Origin of the sequence: Candidatus Accumulibacter sp. ACC003, from assembly GCF_907163085.1 — a bacterium.
Classification (GTDB): domain Bacteria; phylum Pseudomonadota; class Gammaproteobacteria; order Burkholderiales; family Rhodocyclaceae; genus Accumulibacter.
In genome coordinates this window covers 61101-76613 of sequence record NZ_CAJQTX010000010.1, presented here as the reverse complement: position 1 = coordinate 76613, position 15513 = coordinate 61101, and the positions used below count along the sequence as shown (strand labels likewise).

General features: G+C 65.4%; 15 protein-coding genes. 6 read left to right on the top strand and 9 right to left on the bottom strand.

The annotated features are described in order from the left end of the window. The first annotated feature begins 7 nt into the window (after positions 1 to 7). The 4 genes from QZ656_RS21630 (at position 8) to QZ656_RS21615 (ending at position 3363) form a co-directional block, all read left to right on the top strand. Entirely contained in the window at positions 8 to 1219 is a 1212-nt protein-coding gene (locus QZ656_RS21630; RefSeq protein WP_291995344.1) for an ABC transporter permease, read from the top strand. Positions 1220 to 1641: 422 nt separating this feature from the next. Then, on the top strand, positions 1642 to 2250 hold the full coding sequence (locus QZ656_RS21625; RefSeq protein ID WP_291995343.1) for a hypothetical protein: 609 nt from the start codon (positions 1642 to 1644) through the stop codon (positions 2248 to 2250). Between the two features lie 52 nt (positions 2251 to 2302). Then, positions 2303 to 2611, top strand: coding sequence for a PEP-CTERM sorting domain-containing protein (locus QZ656_RS21620; protein ID WP_291995342.1), 309 nt, complete (start codon positions 2303 to 2305; stop codon positions 2609 to 2611). A gap of 86 nt (positions 2612 to 2697) precedes the next feature. Beyond that, complete coding sequence (locus QZ656_RS21615) at positions 2698 to 3363, top strand: hypothetical protein (protein WP_291995341.1); 666 nt, start codon at positions 2698 to 2700, stop codon at positions 3361 to 3363. Between the two features lie 44 nt (positions 3364 to 3407). Here the strand turns inward: QZ656_RS21615 and QZ656_RS21610 are convergent, their stop codons facing one another. The 9 genes from QZ656_RS21610 to QZ656_RS21570 all read right to left on the bottom strand — a co-directional run bounded on the left by QZ656_RS21610 (position 3408) and on the right by QZ656_RS21570 (position 13974). Continuing rightward, positions 3408 to 3968, bottom strand: coding sequence for an SRPBCC domain-containing protein (locus QZ656_RS21610; protein WP_291995340.1), 561 nt, complete (start codon positions 3966 to 3968; stop codon positions 3408 to 3410). Positions 3969 to 3981: 13 nt separating this feature from the next. Then, entirely contained in the window at positions 3982 to 5577 is a 1596-nt protein-coding gene (locus QZ656_RS21605; protein ID WP_291995339.1) for a GMC family oxidoreductase, read from the bottom strand. Further along, positions 5564 to 6784 (bottom strand): glycosyltransferase, encoded by a 1221-nt coding sequence (locus QZ656_RS21600; protein ID WP_291995338.1) that lies wholly within the window; start codon positions 6782 to 6784, stop codon positions 5564 to 5566. The genes QZ656_RS21605 and QZ656_RS21600 overlap by 14 nt, the downstream gene beginning before the upstream one ends. Before the next feature lie 144 nt (positions 6785 to 6928). Beyond that, a complete protein-coding gene (locus QZ656_RS21595) occupies positions 6929 to 8575 on the bottom strand; it encodes an FAD-binding oxidoreductase (protein WP_291995337.1) in 1647 nt (548 codons plus the stop codon). 46 nt (positions 8576 to 8621) lie between these two features. Next, positions 8622 to 9143: a gamma carbonic anhydrase family protein gene (locus QZ656_RS21590; protein ID WP_291995336.1), complete on the bottom strand. Its 522-nt coding sequence runs from the start codon at positions 9141 to 9143 to the stop codon at positions 8622 to 8624. A 49-nt stretch (positions 9144 to 9192) separates the two neighbouring features. Then, positions 9193 to 10413 (bottom strand): ABC transporter permease, encoded by a 1221-nt coding sequence (locus tag QZ656_RS21585; RefSeq protein ID WP_291995335.1) that lies wholly within the window; start codon positions 10411 to 10413, stop codon positions 9193 to 9195. 200 nt (positions 10414 to 10613) lie between these two features. Beyond that, complete coding sequence (locus QZ656_RS21580; protein WP_291995334.1) at positions 10614 to 11324, bottom strand: ABC transporter ATP-binding protein; 711 nt, start codon at positions 11322 to 11324, stop codon at positions 10614 to 10616. Next, a complete protein-coding gene (locus tag QZ656_RS21575; RefSeq protein ID WP_291995333.1) occupies positions 11324 to 12520 on the bottom strand; it encodes an efflux RND transporter periplasmic adaptor subunit in 1197 nt (398 codons plus the stop codon). Before QZ656_RS21575 ends, QZ656_RS21580 begins: the two co-directional genes overlap by 1 nt. Continuing rightward, complete coding sequence (locus tag QZ656_RS21570) at positions 12517 to 13974, bottom strand: TolC family protein (protein ID WP_291995332.1); 1458 nt, start codon at positions 13972 to 13974, stop codon at positions 12517 to 12519. The genes QZ656_RS21575 and QZ656_RS21570 overlap by 4 nt, the downstream gene beginning before the upstream one ends. Positions 13975 to 14227: 253 nt before the next feature. On the opposite strand from QZ656_RS21570, the gene QZ656_RS21565 reads away from it, so the two are divergent. Together QZ656_RS21565 and QZ656_RS21560 are read left to right on the top strand one after the other, a co-directional pair. Then, the gene (locus QZ656_RS21565) at positions 14228 to 14605 is read left to right on the top strand and encodes a DUF3301 domain-containing protein (protein WP_291995331.1); all 378 of its coding nucleotides are present in this window, start codon (positions 14228 to 14230) and stop codon (positions 14603 to 14605) included. 57 nt (positions 14606 to 14662) lie between these two features. Next, positions 14663 to 15211 (top strand): acyl carrier protein phosphodiesterase, encoded by a 549-nt coding sequence (locus QZ656_RS21560; protein WP_291995330.1) that lies wholly within the window; start codon positions 14663 to 14665, stop codon positions 15209 to 15211. Positions 15212 to 15513 lie beyond the last annotated feature (302 nt).

The window sequence follows — 15513 nt, the reverse complement described above, 5'->3', positions numbered from 1 at the left end:
AGGCCCCATGCTGAGGCTCGCGCTACGTAATCTGTTTCGCAACCGGGTGCGGACGCTGATGACTTTGGCGTCGATCGTGTTCGGTGTCGTCGGCCTGATTCTCAGCGGTGGTTTCGTGCAGGACGTCTATTTCCAGCTCGGCGAGGCGCTGATCCACTCGCAGTCGGGGCATTTGCAGGTGTCGCGGGCGGGCTTCCATGCCAAGGGGACGCGTAGCCCCGAGAGCTATTTGATCGACGACCTCGAGAAGCCGCGTCGGCTCCTGGCGCAGCAAGCGGGCGTCGTCGACGTGATGGCGCGGATCAGCTTCTCCGGGCTGCTCAGCAATGGGCGTACCGACTGGCCGATAGTCGGCGAGGGAGTCGAGCCGGACCAGGAGGCGGCGCTCGGCAGTCAGCTCCAGATCACGGCCGGTCGGCAGCTTTCCGGAAACGACCCGCGCGGCATCCTGTTGGGCGATGGTGTGGCGCGCGCGCTGCAATTGCGGCCGGGAGACCCGGTGACGCTACTGCTGACGACCGCTGACGGCGCGCTGAACAGCATGGAACTGACCGTCATCGGCAGTTTCCAGAGCTTTTCTTCGGACTTTGACGCCCGCGCTGTGCGCATTCCACTCGCCGCTGCGCAGGAGTCGCTGGCGACGCAGGGTGCCAACACCCTCGTCCTGTCGCTGCAGCGAACCGAGGACACGGCACGCGTCCTGGCGGCCCTGAAGGACCAACTCGACCTCGGCTACTATGAGGTGATGGGGTGGACCCAGCTCAACGAACTGTACGAGGGGGCGGTCGCGCTTTACGAGCGCCAGTTTGGCGTTCTGCAGTTGATCATCCTCGTTCTGGTGTTGCTCAGCGTCGCCAACAGTGTGAACATGAGCGCCTTCGAGCGTGTCGGAGAGTTCGGAACTATGATGGCGCTGGGCAACAGGGGTAGCACGGTATTTCGCCTGCTGGTCATCGAGAACGTATTCCTTGGGATCGGTGGCAGCTTGCTCGGGGTGGCACTCGGGATAGCGCTGGCGTTCGCCATTTCAGCGATCGGGATTCCCATGCCGCCACCGCCAAACGCCAACATTGGCTACACCGCGTACATCCGTGTCGTGCCGGAAGTTGTTCTGATGGCCTTTGGCGTCGGCGTTGGCGCGACCATCCTGGCGTCGCTGTTACCCGCCTGGCGAGTGGGGAAAATCGCGGTCGTCGATGCGCTTCGGCAGAACTACTGATTGGCTGGCTACTGACCGGTCGTTTGCCGCCGCCGAGCCGTGTTCAGGGGCTGTTGGCGAATCGCCGGACGTGTCTGGCTGGAGCTCTGTTGCCGGTGACCGCTGCCGCCGTGCAAGGCGTTCTTGCCGCTTGCCAGGCCAGGCGTCGCCGCGGTTTGCGTATACAGCTTGGGTGCCTGCGAAAGGCCGAGGAGAGTGTCGGAAAATTTTACACACGTCCCATTTGGAGCCGTCTATTGCCTTGAGGCCGCCCCATGTAAAAAAATAAAAGTGTTTTATAACAGCAGATTGAAAATTGTAAACGAAGTCAGGCACGGGGATTGCTTATCTAGGGCACGCCCAACAAGAAACGGGCGAACAGCCCAGAAAAAATTGCAGTGAATGACAGAAGTTTCTTGTAACAACTCGACAGGAGTACTGATATGTTCAACCTCAACAAAAAAGTAATTACAGTGGCGGTTGCGCTCGGCACGGGCCTGGCCGGTGCAGCGCACGCTGGTTCGATCGAATTCACCTTCAATCCACTGGGCAACGGTTTCGGTGCCGGCGCCGTCACCAAGGCATCGGTGATCGACCAGGCGCCGGGTAACGTTCTGGCGGTCGGCGGTGGTCTTCCTTCGCTGGGTGGAGGCGTTGGGTCCAAGGTCATCGACCTCTACCAGGCCAATCTGGCCACGGTGACCAAACTCGATAACAGCGTCCTCTATGCCAACGGCGGTTCCAGCAAGTTCTTCACCTTCGCGGCCGGCTACGGCGAGGTGGTGACCGGCATCTTCGGTACTTGCCCCTTCGGCCCCGCCTGCACGGCGACCTTTGCCTTTGACCCCACGGCGACGGTCAACTTTGTCGAAATGAACCTGCAGACGGCTCTGGGCAACAACCTGACCGGCTTGGGCTTCACCTCGGCGACGGCTGGTGCCTTGAACATCCTCAAGGGCCACGTCACCGAGATCGGCACGACCTTCACCGTCTCTTCTCCGACGACAGTAGCTGGTCCTTTTACCGCTTTTGATCAGGCCTGGCGCCAATAATTACCCGACTGTCAAGACGCTGAGCGGTAACGGCGGTGGCAATATCCTGTTTGTGGTTGACTATGCCAACCCGGATTACTTCCCCGATCTGGCGCAGGGGACGACTCTGACGTTTGGCAAGGTTTCTACCAACTTGCGCACGTCGTTCGATCAGGTCAATCCGTCAGGCAAGTTCAGTAGCGATCCGACCAAGAACGGCGATGTGTTGCCTGGAATTGGTACGATTAACGGTCTGGACGGGAAAAACTTCCAGTTCCAGGCCGACGCTAGCACCTCGTTCGTTCCGGAACCCGGTTCGCTGGCTCTGCTGGGCCTTGGCCTGGCCGGTCTTGCCGGTATCGGCCGGAAGCGCAACATCTAAGCAGGCGGTCACGTCTGAACACAGGGGCCTGCGGGCCCCTTTTTTTTGTGGCGGCCCGTGTATCTGCGCGTGTATCATCGCCTCAAATGGAAACCAACGCCAAAGACTACGTCTATTCCAGCTGCCTGATCGGTCTGGTCGTCGCGGCGACGGCGTTGACGCTGTGGGCGGCGCACGGCTGGCTGACTTCACTCTTCGGTGCTTTCGCGGCGATTGCCCTGTTGGCCCTGCTGGCGCTCGCTTACGGGGGCTTCACCGCCGTCGTGCTGGCGGTTCTGGCGGCCCGGTTACCGCTGCGCGAAGGCGAATACGCGCTTGACGATCCACAATTCACGCTCTGGAAAGTGCAGCACGTCGTCGGCGAACTGGGCAAGGTCGCGCTGTCGCTGTTTTTTCCGGTGTTCGCGCGGGCGGGTTTCTATGCCGCGTTCGGCGCCCGCATCGGCCGGCAGGTGGCGGTTGCCGGCAAGATCCTTGATCCGCGACTAACGATCCTTGACGACGGCTGCGTTCTTGGCGAGGGTTGCGTGCTCACTTCGCACGCCATCGCCAGGAATCGCCTGATCCTGCATACAGTGCGCGTCGGCAAGGGCGCCACCGTCGGCGTCGGCTGCATTCTCATGCCCGGCGTCACGATTGGCGCCGGCGCGGTCATTCTTCCGGGTTCGGTACTCAAGGCTGGCAGCGACGTGCCGCCGGGCGAGACCTGGGGCGGGATGCCGGCGGTGCCGATCCGCGCTGCGGCAGTCTGAGCCGACCTCGCCGATCAGCGGTCAATCTGCCCGCTCGGTCTTTTTCAAATGGCGCTGCTGCGCGGCAGCGCTGACTCTCGTACCGGCGTGGCCAATGGTGGCTGTTCGGCGCGTGCTTTCAACGCCAGATTCATCTGATCAAAGCCGCTGAGGACGTTGTCTCGCAACCACGGGGCGAAAACGGGAATCAGCGCGCCGGAAAAACACTCGGTCTGGGTGAGCCGGGTGGTGTCCGCGCCGACCGCTTCAAGCAGGAAGCGGTGATCGCCATCCATCAGCCCCTTGATTCCGAAATGACCCAGCCAGCGCAGCTCGTGCGCCGGGCTGGCGGTCAGCACGTCCAACTCGTAGTGGCTTCGTTTCAGACCGGGCCAGTGGATTAGCACCCGCAGCACGCTGCCGGCGGTCGCTTCGCCGGTGGCGCTGGGGATCGCCTGGTTCCAGCCGCCGTAGGCCGCGAAGTCGGTGATGATTTCCCAGAGCCGCTGCGGACTGGCGGCGATAAAGATTTCGCTGCTGAGCGTCAGGCGAAACAGCGAGTTTCTTACGGCCGATGAAGTCGTTGTGGGTTGCGTCGCCGCTTTGCCGCGCATGCTTTGGCTCACTGAAGGTCTCCGTCTAACGGGGGTGGAGGAGGTGGTCGGCGACGCGCAGCGCGTTCGCGGCGATGGTCAGTGCCGGATTGGTGCCGCCGCTGGAAGGGAAGAACGAGCTATCGACGACGTAGAGGTTGCTGAGGCCGTGCGCACGATTTTCAGGATTGAGAACGCTGCTTGCCGGGTCGTTGCCGAAACGGCAGGTGCCGCAGACGTGGGCCAGCATGGAATTCTTTTCGGCCTGGTGCAGGCTGAGGACGCGATAGGGTTTGAGGACGCGCCGCACGTGCTGTCGGAAAGCGTCCAGACGGCGCATGTCTTCGGCCTGCGGGCGGTACTCGATGGCCAGCGGTGGGCCGGCGACGACGCGATTGCCGGGCGCCGGCAGGTCTTCCATGATTGCTGCCAGCAGGACGCCGCGAGCGAATAGCCGTGACAGCAGCGCCGGCAGCAGTGGGCGGACGAGCGCCAACAGCGGCGACGCCCATGGCGCGGCGTCAGCGACGTCCTTGGCCAGCGTTGCCGCCAGGATCGGCGCTGGCGGCAGGAGGCCGAAGGACTGCAGGCTGCCGAGTTTGCCGTCGGCGGTTTGATAGAAGTCGCTGAGGCCGATTTCCTTGAAGGGGTTGGCGCCGCCGCTGCGCGTGAAAACCAGGTGGAGATCGACGAAATGGCGCATCAGATTTCGCCCGACGAGGCCCGAGGCGTTGGCCAGACCCTGCGGCCAGTGCGCCGATGTCGAGCGCAACAGCAGCGCCGGCGTGATCAGCGCGCCAGCCGCCAGCACGATGCGTTCGGCACGCAGCGTCAGAGTCTGCTCCTGGTAGCGACAGATCACACCGCTGACGCGCGTCGCCGTCGCTTCCAGCGCGATGACTTCGCATTGATCAAGCAGGCTGGCGCGGTGCTCGCGGACAGCCGGTTCGATACAGATCCGCGCGGCGTCGTTCTTGCAAGCGCGGCTGCAGAGATAGCCCTGGCAGCATTCGCAACCCGGGAGCGATTCGCAGGCCAGCGGCAACTGGTAGGGGTGCAATCCCTGACCGGCGAAGTGCGCGTACAACTCGGCATTGTGCGCGGTCAGCGGCGGTGGCGGCAGCAGCAGTTCGCTATCGCTGCCACGCAAGGGGTCGCGGCAGCCGCGAACGCGGTACAAACGTTCCGCCTGCTGGTACCAGGGGAGCATGTCGGCATAGCTCAGCGGCCAGGCGGTGGCTGCCGAGTCCGGGCGCCGCTCAGCAGCGTCGGCAGGCGGCGCGAAGTCGCTCGGCAAAAAACGCTCCATGGCCATGCCATAGAGCGCGCTCGACCCGCCGGTGCCGCAGCCGATGAACGGCACGAAGCGGCGCTTGCCGTCACGGATTTCGTCGTAGCAGCGCCCTGCTTGCGCCAGTTGCGAAGCGTTGCGCGGCGACGCGACGTCGATCCGGGGAAAGCTCAATTCCGGGTAGCTGCCGCGCAACGCATCGTCGTGGAGGAAGGCGGCGCGGCCTTTTTCGACGAATAACACGTCCCTGCCGGCGGCGGCCAGCGCGTGCCCGAGCGTGCCGCCGCCGATGCCGGTGCCGATCACCAGACAGTCCCAGTGCTTGGCGGCGATCTCGTCAAGGCTGAGCATGGCGGCAGACCTCGTCGAGGATTCGGCTCAGGCGCGCCGCCGGGTCGTAGTCCGCCAGCGCGTTCGACAGCGTCCGCGCGCGCTGCTGCATGGGCTGGTCGGCGAGCATGCGCGTAACCGCCTGGCGCAGCGTCGCCGCGCTCAGCTGGTCGCTGCGCAGCAGCTGGCCGACGCCGGCCTGCTCGACGTAGCACATGCTCAGCTGCTGGTCCATGTGCGCGGCGATGCCGATCAGTGGCTTGCCGGCACTCAGGCACTGGTAAACGGTCAGGCTGCCGCCGTTGCAGATCATCAGGTCGGCGCGGGCCGCGAGCTGCTCGCCCGGCGCGTAGTCGACCAGGCGCGCGTTGGCTGGCGGCGCTGCCCGCAGGACGCGCGCTGCCGTCGTCGCGACGACCGTGATCGGCAGGTCGGCGAGTGCGCCAAGGATCAATTCAAGGACCGCCGGGTCGCCCGAACTGCCCATGGTCGCGTAGATCAGCGGGCGGTCGTCGGGGAGCTCGTCCCACCAGCTCGGTAGTGGCACCGCCGGCGACCAGGGCACCGGGCCGAGGTACGAGTGAGTCGCCGGCAGCCCGCTGGTCGGCACCAGTTCGCTGGCATCGGCGTAGAGCGTGCGGTCGGCGTCGGTGTAGGCACGAAACCAGTCTCGCCCGAGAGCCGGCAGGCCGTAGTCGCGGCGCACGCGGTTCAGGGGAGCGGTATGCCACGCCGAGGCGAACGGCCAGGCCAGGCGGAACATCGCCTGCGCGAGAGCCGTGCCAAACCAGCGACTGATCGGCAACTCGGGCACCGGCAGTAAGCGGCGGAGCGTGTACGGGCTCCAGTAAGCGTTGATCACGCTGAGGTAGGGGACGCCAGCGACGCGGGCGCTGACCGACAAAGACAGCCGGTGGTCGCCGACGACGGCGGTCGGCCGCAGGGCTTCGAGCAAGGCCAGGTCGTCACGCACATAGCTGCGCAGCGTGCTGGTGTCGTAGAGTGGTTTGCCGTTCGCGGCCGCCTGCAGGAAGCGTTCGCTGGCGATCGACGGCAGTGGCAGGGTTGGGAAGTCCAGCGCGCTGAGGAAGCGCTGGTAACGTGGATCGCACGCCAGGACGACCGAGAAGCGTTCCCGATCGAGGCGCCCGGCCAGGGCGCAGGGACGAGCCACGTGCGCCAGGGTCACGGCATCGGCGACGAACAGGATGGTCGGTCGTTCCGACATCACTTCGACGAGTCGGTGCGTGCGTGTCTGCGTGCGTGTCTGCGTGCGTATCTGCGTGCGTATCTGCGTGCGTTTCCGCGTGCGTATCGTGTGCCGACGCCAGAGCAGCGAGTCGCGCCGCCGTCGCGGGGCGCGCGCAGGGCGCTAGTGGTCGACGCCATAGTGTCCAGGCGCCAGGATGTTGTCGGGATCGAGGGCGGCCTTGATCCTGGCATTCAGACGGCGCATCTCCGGCGCGTCCTTGAACAGTTCGCGCCAGCTTTGCAGGCCGGCACGATACTGCTGGAACTGCCGCTCGCGCATCAGCACCAGTAGCTCATCGTAGAGCTGCTGGCTGTGCGCCGTTTCGTCGGCATCCTCCTGGTCGTAGATCACCGCCATCAGACAGACCACCGAGCGCGGGTTCATCAGCAGCATGGCGACGTAGAAATCGAAGCCGTGCGCGGCAAAGCGCTGCTTGCAGGCCTCGAGAAATGGCCAGACGTGGGCGTTGGTGAACGGCAGGATGGGCGCGAACCAGATCAGTCCACAACGGTCGCGCGCCGGCTGCACGTCTTGCGCTGGCCGCGGCCGGCGGTAACGGTAATAGGCGTGCTTGACGAAGTATTCGGTCGGGATACCTTGCAGAATCTTGTGCACGTAAGGTGCCGATTCGAGGACCGGCAGCGAGGTTCGCGCGCCAACTTCGACCAGGCGACGAAAGAAGTCGCTCTTCCACGCTTGGTTGATGAGTCCTTCCAAAAAGGGCAGCACGCGGTCCGAAATGAAGATCAGTCGTCCATACGGAGACAGCGCGGCGCGCAGCAGCGAGCGCTGCAGCTTGACCTGGCCGCGGGTTCCGTAGATGCCGCCGGCACAGTTCCACGGCGAGACGCCGTACTTCTTGCGCAGGGCCGCCAGATCGGCGTCGCTCAGTGGCCCGTCCTGCGGAACCTGCTCGCTGACGCGTTGGGTCAGGATGGTCATCGACACGAAATCGTTGATCATGTGCAGCTTGGTGTTGACCACGCCGGTCAGCGCCAGGCGGCGAAAAGCGTCGAGGACCTGCGGCAGGTGTCGTTCGTCGCGAATTTCATAGACGAAGGAGTTGTAGCATTCGGGTCGCGGCATCAGCCAGATGCCGGCACGGGTGACGATCCCCAGGTTGGACTGTGTAAACATTCCCTCCAGGTAGGGACCGACTCCCCACTTGTGCGTGTGCCAGGTCTTCAGGCCCTGCACCGCGCCACCGATGTGCACCAGTTCGCCGTCGGCGAGTACCACCTGCAGGCCGCACAAATTACCGAAGTGGTCGCCGTAGGGGGTCTCGCCGATACCGCGTTCGAGCGCGTTGCCAATGACGCTTCCCTGTCCGGAACCGTCGGTGCAGTCGATCCACAGCTTGTAGCCCTTGCTGCGCAGATGGGCGTTGAACTGCTCGTAGGTGACGCCGGGCTCGATGACCGCGTAAGCGAGTTCTTCATTGACTTCCAGAACACGATTCATGCGTTCGAGAATCATCACCAGCGCCCCGTCGTCGATCGCCAGCGTCGTCCCGTAACCCCAGTTGCGGCCCTTGCTCGATGGCCACACCGGCAGTCGGTGGTGGGCGGCGACTTTGACGACCGCGGCGACCTCTTCGGCCGAGGCCGGAAAGACTACCGCCGCGCAGCGGCTTTGCCAGGGAATCGTGCACCGCGAGTAGCGGTCGAGATCGTCGGCGCTGGTGCACAGGTACTCGTCGCCGACGATGGCCCGCAGCTCGCTGGCCATCGCCTGGTCAAAAGGCTTCCTTTCGACACCAGCTCCCATCAGTGTTCCTTTCGTGTTGCGCCGGGACGGTCGCGGGCGGTCGCCACTACAGCGCTTCGAGTTCGCGCGCGTAACGCTGCCAGTTGGCGACGTAGTGGTCGGCGCTATGCCGCAGACGCTCGACGTCTTCGGCACTGAGTTGGCGAACGACCTTGCCGGGCGAGCCGACGATCAGCGAATGGTCGGGAAAGACCTTGCCTTCCGGAACCAGCGTGTTGGCGCCGACGATGCAACCCTTGCCGATGACGCAGCGGTTGAGCAGCACCGAGCCGATGCCGATCAGCGAGCCGTCGCCGATGGTGCAGCCGTGCAGCATTACCAGGTGGCCGACGGTGACGTCGCGACCGATGGTCAATGGCACGCCTTCGTCGGTGTGCAACACCGAGTTGTCCTGGATGTTGCTGTTCTCGCCGATAGTGATCGGGTCGTTGTCGCCGCGTAGCGTTGCGTTCCACCAGATCGATGCATTTTTGGCCAGACGGACGTCGCCAATGACGATCGCCGTCGGCGCAACCCAACTGTGCGGGTCGATCTGCGGGCGGCGGCTACCGATTGCAAAAATGGGCATGGCTAGGTCTCGCTGTCGTTTTGGATTGCTGATTGTAGCGCCTGCGGACCTATTGATGGCGCAGCGCTTCGATCGGGTCAAGCGCCGCGGCGCGGCGTGCCGGGTAGAAACCGAAGAAGATGCCGATGCCGGCGGCGACGGCGAAGGCGACCAGCACCGAGGCGCCGGAGATGACGATCGCCATGTCGGTGATGGCGTTGGTCAGCAGCGCGCCGGCGATGCCGAGGGCCAGGCCGATCAGACAGCCGGCGACCGAGATCATCAGGGCTTCGAGCAGGAACTGCGCGAGGATGTCCTTCTGACGCGCGCCGATGGCCATGCGGATGCCGATTTCGCGCGTTCGTTCGGTCACCGAGACGAGCATGATGTTCATGATCCCGATGCCGCCGACGAGCAGCGACACCGAGGCAATGGCGCCGAGCAGGACCGACATCACGCGCGTCGTTTCGGCCGCCGTGTCGGCCGCCGCGGCGAGGTTGCGGACGTAGAAGTCGTTGTCCTGTCCCTCGCGCAGCCGATGGCGTTGGCGAAGCAGCGCGATCATGTCCGCTTCGACCGCCGGCATCGCTTCGGCCGAACTGGCCTGGACCATCAGCAGCCGTACCGAACCCGGGAAAGGGGTGCCGAAGACCTTGCGCTGGGCGGTGCTCAGCGGCACGATCACGGTGTCGTCCTGATCGCGTCCGTCGAGGTTCTGCCCCTTCTTGGCGAGCACGCCGATCACCAGGAAAGGGCTCTGCTGGATGCGGATGGTCTTGCCGACCGGGTCTTCGGCGGCGAACAGGTTGTCGGCGGTGGTCTGGCCGATCAGCGCGACGCGGGTCGCCGAACGGACGTCCGAGTCGCCGAAAGCGTAACCGCTGGCCATCGTCCACGCGCGCGCGTCGAGGTAGGCGGGCGTCGTGCCGACCACCGTGGAGCTCCAGTTGTTCGCACCATGGACCAGTTGCTGCCGCCCCTGGTGTACCGGCGCGACGTGGCTGACGCCGTCGAGTTCGGCGATCGCCTCGCCGTCGGCGACGTTCAGCGACGGGCCGCCGCCGCCGCCGCTGCGCAAGCCGCCGGAGCTGGTCGAGCCCGAGATCAGGATGTAGAGGTTGCTGCCCATGCTGCTGATGGTCTGCGCCACCGCGTACTGCGCACCCTGGCCGATGGCCATCATCAGCACCACCGAGCCGACGCCAATGACCATTCCGAGCATCGTCAGCGCGGTGCGCAGGCGGTTGGCGCCCATCGCGTACCAGGCCTCGCCGAGCATTGCCTTGAGCATTAATGTGAAAGTCGCGCAAGCGACTCACGAAGCTCCCTTCTCCCCTCGCGGGAGAAGGGTTGGGGGTGAGGCGGGGAATTCAGGGAGCCTGCTCCCTGCCCGGCGAACGATTCCGGCGTGCAAGCCGGAATGCGCACTGCAAGTGAGAGGGGAATGGTCATGACTTTCATGATCTGGGGTATCTCAACGTGTCATGACCCTTAGGCAAGCGCTCGCGGTGGCGTCGCGACGTCGCTGACGATCAGGCCGTCGAGGAAGCACACCTGTCGCCGCGCCCAGGCGGCGATGTCGGGCTCGTGCGTGACCAGCACGATGGTGATGCCTTCGCCATTGAGTTGCGAGAAAAGCTTCATGATTTCTTCGCTGGTATGGCTGTCGAGGTTGCCGGTCGGTTCGTCGGCGAGGAGCAGTTGCGGCGAGTTGACCAGCGCCCGGGCGATCGCCACGCGTTGCTGCTGGCCGCCAGAAATGCGGCTGGGCAGCGAACTGGCGTAGCTGGCGAGACCGACGCGGGCCAGTTCCTGGCGCGCGCTTTGGCGGCGCTGCTCGCGTGCGAGTCCGCGCCCGGCATAGACCAGCGGCAGCGCGACGTTATCTTCGAGGCTCATCCGTTGCAGCAGGTTGAAACCCTGGAAGACGAAGCCGATGGTCTGGTTGCGTAGCGCCGCCAGTTGCTCCTGGTCGAGGTCGGCGACCTTGCGGCCGGCCAGGAAGTAGTCGCCGCTGCTGGCTGTATCGAGGCAGCCGAGGAGGTTCATGAAGGTCGACTTGCCCGATCCGGAGTGGCCCATGATGGCCACGAACTCGCCGGCGTCGATGCTCAGATCGACGCCGCGTAGCGCCGGGAACGGTGCGGCGGCGGTGCGGTAGGACTTGCCCAGCGCGGCGACGCGAATCAGTGGTTGCGACATCAGAACAAACGTACGCCGACGCTGCTCGGCTTGCCGTTCGAAGAGCCCGGGTTCTCGCCGACGACGACGCGATCGCCGACCTTCAGGTCGCCGCCGACGACTTCGCTGTTACGGCTGTCGGTGATTCCCAGTTGCACGTTCAGCGCTTTCAGCTGCTCGTTATCGACGACGTACACGGTGCCCTTGCCGCCACTGCTGGCCTCGCTGCCCTTGGCGGCGTCAGCAGCGGCGGCCGGCGGCGCTGGCGCGCGCTGGGTGGTGTTGACGAGTTCCCTGGGGGGCTTGAAACGGAGCGCGGCGTTGGCCACCAGCAGGACATCCTGACGACTGGCGACGGCGATGCTGACGTAGGCGGTCATGCCCGGTAGCAGAAGCTGTTCGGGGTTGGCGAGCGAGACCCGGACGTTGTAGGTGACGACGTTCTGCTGGGTCGTCGGGTTGAGACGAATCTGTTGTACCTCGCCGTGAAAATTCTTGTCGGGAAAGGCGTCGACGGTGAAGCGGACCTGCTGGCCGGGCCTGATCTTGCCGATGTCGGCTTCGGCAAAGCTCGAGTCGATGCGCATTTCGGAGAGATCCTGGGCGATCTTGATCAGCGTCGGCGTCTGCAGGCTGGCGGCAACCGTCTGTCCGAGGTCGACGACGCGGTCGACGACGACGCCCGAGACCGGCGAGCGAATCGTCGTAAAGCGCAGGTTGACCTGGTCCTTGTCGGCGGCCGCCCGGGCCTGCGCCAGCTGCGCCGCGCTCGAGCGGCGCAGCTGGATCGTTTGTTCGAGCTCCTGGCGCGACACGTACTCCTGCGCGAACAGTTGCTGCATGCGCGCTTCATTGGCGCGCGCCAGGTCGAGCGCTGCCGAAATGTTGAGCACGTTGGCCGCCGACTGCCGCGCCTGCGCGGCGAGCAGCGAGTTATCGAGCTCGAGTAGCGCTTGCCCTTTCTCGACCTTGTCGTTGAAATCGACGTAGAGTTTGGTGACCGTTCCCGAGACCTGCGTGCCGACGTTGACCAGCACCACCGGGTTGAGCGTGCCGTTGGCCGACACAGTCTGCGTGACGTCGCCGCGCTCGACGCTCTGCAGCTTGTAGCGCTGCGCGGGCGATTGGGCCGCGTTCTGACGCTGCCAGTACACGCCGCCGGCAGCCAGCGCGACGAACAGCACGGCGATCGCCGACCTGCCGAGTGAGAGCTTCATGGTCTGTAGTCTTTCTGTGGGGCGCTGACCGACAACAGCAGGCTGCTGTCGAGGACGCCGACCGCCCTGGCCAGCGCCGCTCGCGAGACGTACCAGTCGAGCATCGCCTGGATGCGCTGCAGACGGGCGGCGGCGAGTGCGCTCTGGGCGTTGAGGACGTCGAGAATGTTGCCGACACCGGCCTTGTAGCGGCCGAGCGCGACGCGCTCGGACTGCTCGGCGCTGGCCAGCAGGTCGGCCGAACGACGGATCGTCTCGCTGGCCGTGCTCAGGCTCTGATACGTTTCCCAGACGTCCAGCGCGACCTGCTGGCTGGTGTTGTCGAGGCGCGCCGTCTGGACGTCGCTTCTGGCCTCGGCGGCGCGGACCTTGTAGGTGGTGTTGAAACCCGAGAAGATCGGCACGCTGAGCGTCAGTCCAATCGAATTGCCGTGGTTCGACAGTTCGCCGAGGTCTTGCCATTGCGGCCCGGCGCTCAGCGAGATCGTTGGCCGGCCGGCAGCACGCGCGTAGTCGATACCGGCTTGCGCGGCTTTCAGCTCGGCTTCGGCGGCTTTCATCTCGGGTCGCTGCCGGCGCGCCTGCTCGATCAGGGCGGCGACGCCGCGGTCGAATGCCGCGTCGGGTACGGCCGCCGGAATCTCGTCGAGGTGCAGCGGCTGGTTGGCGTCGAGGCCCATGACCTTGGCCAGCCGGCCAAAGGAGGTGCGCAGCAGGCCCTCGGTCCTGATGCGGTTGAGCGCTGCCTGTGACCAGGCGGTTTGCGCCTGCAGGCGGTCCGCCGGCGTGCCGCTGCCGACCCGGTAGCGAACCTCGGCCGCCGACAGGCTCTCGTGGCTCGCTTTTTCCGATTCCAGCGCGGCGACGACCGCCGCGCGCGCGGCCTGCGTCGTGTAGTACGCCTGCAGGGCGCTGAGGAAGACGCTTTGCACAGTCGCGTCGAGCGTCGCCGCCGCGGCACTGAGCAACTGCCGGGCGGCTTCGAGGTTCGCCGAGCGTGCGCCAAAGTCGACCAGCAGCCACGACAGCGTCAGCGCCGCACTGCGCTGATTGGCGCGGCGCGAATCGATGGCGACGCGGCTGGCGCCGACGCGGCCATCGAGCGTTGGCAGGAACTCGGCCTGCGCCAGACCGACCTGCGCCGTCTGCACGCGCGCGATCGACCACACTTCGCGGGTGCTCGGATTCTTGCACAGCGCCAGGTCGACGACTTCGACAACGCCATAGGCGACGTCGGCGGGTAGCGCCTGACACGGCCGCTGAGCGCTGTCCGGACCGGCGAGCGCCAAGGCCGGGCGCGGCGGAACGAGCGCGCTGGTGGCAAACGGATCACTCGCATCGCGAGCAGCCAGGTCGGCAGGAAGGGCGGCAGGAAGGGCGGCAAACAGTGCGGCGGAGGCGATCAGGAGTGGCGCCGCGCGGTCGGGCAGCGATCGGGATGTGGTGGGAGCCATTTTTCGCTAGTATAGCCAAGCTGCCGTTGATCGCCATGCCGCTTCGTGTCAGAGCGGGCGTTCTGCCGCTGTTCTTGCAACATGCACTTGCCAGCGGCGATCGACGCGGTTGGCGACTAAGCACACCAGGGACTTTCAAAGTGACACGTCAGAGCACCTCTTTTGGAATTTTTGCCCTCCAGACCGCTCGGCGTCGTCGCGGCATCGGGCGCATTTTGCCGCGCGCTGCCGGCGTCGGCGCCAGAGGCCGCTGATGCCGTGGATGGAAATCCTCAGCCTGCTCGGCATGCTCGCCGCCGGCTGGCTATGGCTGGACAGCTTCAGGGCACGTGAGGCGGGCATTCGCGCCGTGCGCGCGGCGTGTGATGCCGACGATCTGCAGCTCCTTGACGACACCGTCGCGCTGGCGTCGCTGCGTCCCGCTCGCGACGACGAGGGCCGCCTGCGCTGGCGTCGCGTCTATCGTTTCGAGTACAGCGACACCGGCGACAATCGGCGTACGGGCCAGGTCACTCTCCTGGGCAGCGAGCTGCTGTTGTTGCACCTGCCGCGTGCGCAGGGCTTCGGTTTGCAGTCGGTGGCGAACGTCGGCGAAGCGCCGCCGCGGCCCTTTCCTCGACTGCCGTCGTGAACTATCTGGCGCACGCGCTGCTGGCCGGCCCGGACGACGACTTGCGGACTGGGCGGCTTGCTCGGTGATTTCGTCAAGGGACCGCTGCTGCCGGCGCCACCGGGACTGAGCGCCGCCGTCGTGCGCGGCCTCGTTCTGCACCGGCGAATCGACAGTTTCGCCGACGCGCATGCCGCTTTCCGCCGCAGCCGGCAGCGGCTCAGCGCCGGCCGCCGCCGCTATGGTGGAGTCATTATCGACATGTTCTACGACCACTTTCTGGCGGTGCACTGGCGGCGTTTTTCCGAACAGCCACTAGCAGCCTTTGCGGCCGGGGTTTACCTACTGCTGGGGCAGCGCTCGTTGCCCGAACGTCTGGCGCGGATCCTGCCCACGATGCGCCGGGAAGACTGGCTTGCCGGCTATCTTGAAGCAGCCGCGGTCGGTCGGGCAATCGATCGGATTGCCGTGCACCGCGTCAGTCGTCGCAACACCATGGCCGGTGCGGGTAGCGAGCTGGCCGGTGGCTACGGCGACTTCGAGAGCGACTTTCTCGAGTTCTTCCCAGCGGTGACGGCTTTCGCCGAGCAGTTCAGGCGCGCCGCGCCGGGCGCGGCGAGCAGCTGACGTCGCCGGATGCCAAACATGGGCGAGGGCCAAGCGCAGGCAAGTCTGGCCGGCGCGTCGAGTACAAGATCGTTCCTCGGGAGTCGCGTATTGACCGTGAACGCGGCGAGGATGTGGACAATTCGCCGTTCTTGCCCGAATATTGAGCAGTCCAAAGCTCCTGGGAGGCTTGCCCGGAATCACCAGGGCAAGCTCGCCGGCCGCTGGGTGAGCCGAATCGGCGAGTCGCTGGCGCGCTCATTCGCTCAAGGCCCTGGGGTTTCGCGGCCCCGCGATCGCTCGCCCAATGTTTCACCAGGGAT

Coding starts and splice junctions, on each gene's coding strand:
- QZ656_RS21570 (WP_291995332.1), bottom strand. CDS start 13,974: ATGGCTCCCACCACATCCCGATCGCTGCCCGACCGCGCGGCGCCACTC.
- QZ656_RS21595 (WP_291995337.1), bottom strand. CDS start 8,575: ATGGGAGCTGGTGTCGAAAGGAAGCCTTTTGACCAGGCGATGGCCAGC.
- QZ656_RS21605 (WP_291995339.1), bottom strand. CDS start 5,577: ATGCTCAGCCTTGACGAGATCGCCGCCAAGCACTGGGACTGTCTGGTG.
- QZ656_RS21625 (WP_291995343.1), top strand. CDS start 1,642: ATGTTCAACCTCAACAAAAAAGTAATTACAGTGGCGGTTGCGCTCGGC.
- QZ656_RS21565 (WP_291995331.1), top strand. CDS start 14,228: ATGCCGTGGATGGAAATCCTCAGCCTGCTCGGCATGCTCGCCGCCGGC.
- QZ656_RS21575 (WP_291995333.1), bottom strand. CDS start 12,520: ATGAAGCTCTCACTCGGCAGGTCGGCGATCGCCGTGCTGTTCGTCGCG.
- QZ656_RS21585 (WP_291995335.1), bottom strand. CDS start 10,413: ATGCTCAAGGCAATGCTCGGCGAGGCCTGGTACGCGATGGGCGCCAAC.
- QZ656_RS21600 (WP_291995338.1), bottom strand. CDS start 6,784: ATGTCGGAACGACCGACCATCCTGTTCGTCGCCGATGCCGTGACCCTG.
- QZ656_RS21615 (WP_291995341.1), top strand. CDS start 2,698: ATGGAAACCAACGCCAAAGACTACGTCTATTCCAGCTGCCTGATCGGT.
- QZ656_RS21590 (WP_291995336.1), bottom strand. CDS start 9,143: ATGCCCATTTTTGCAATCGGTAGCCGCCGCCCGCAGATCGACCCGCAC.
- QZ656_RS21630 (WP_291995344.1), top strand. CDS start 8: ATGCTGAGGCTCGCGCTACGTAATCTGTTTCGCAACCGGGTGCGGACG.
- QZ656_RS21580 (WP_291995334.1), bottom strand. CDS start 11,324: ATGTCGCAACCACTGATTCGCGTCGCCGCGCTGGGCAAGTCCTACCGC.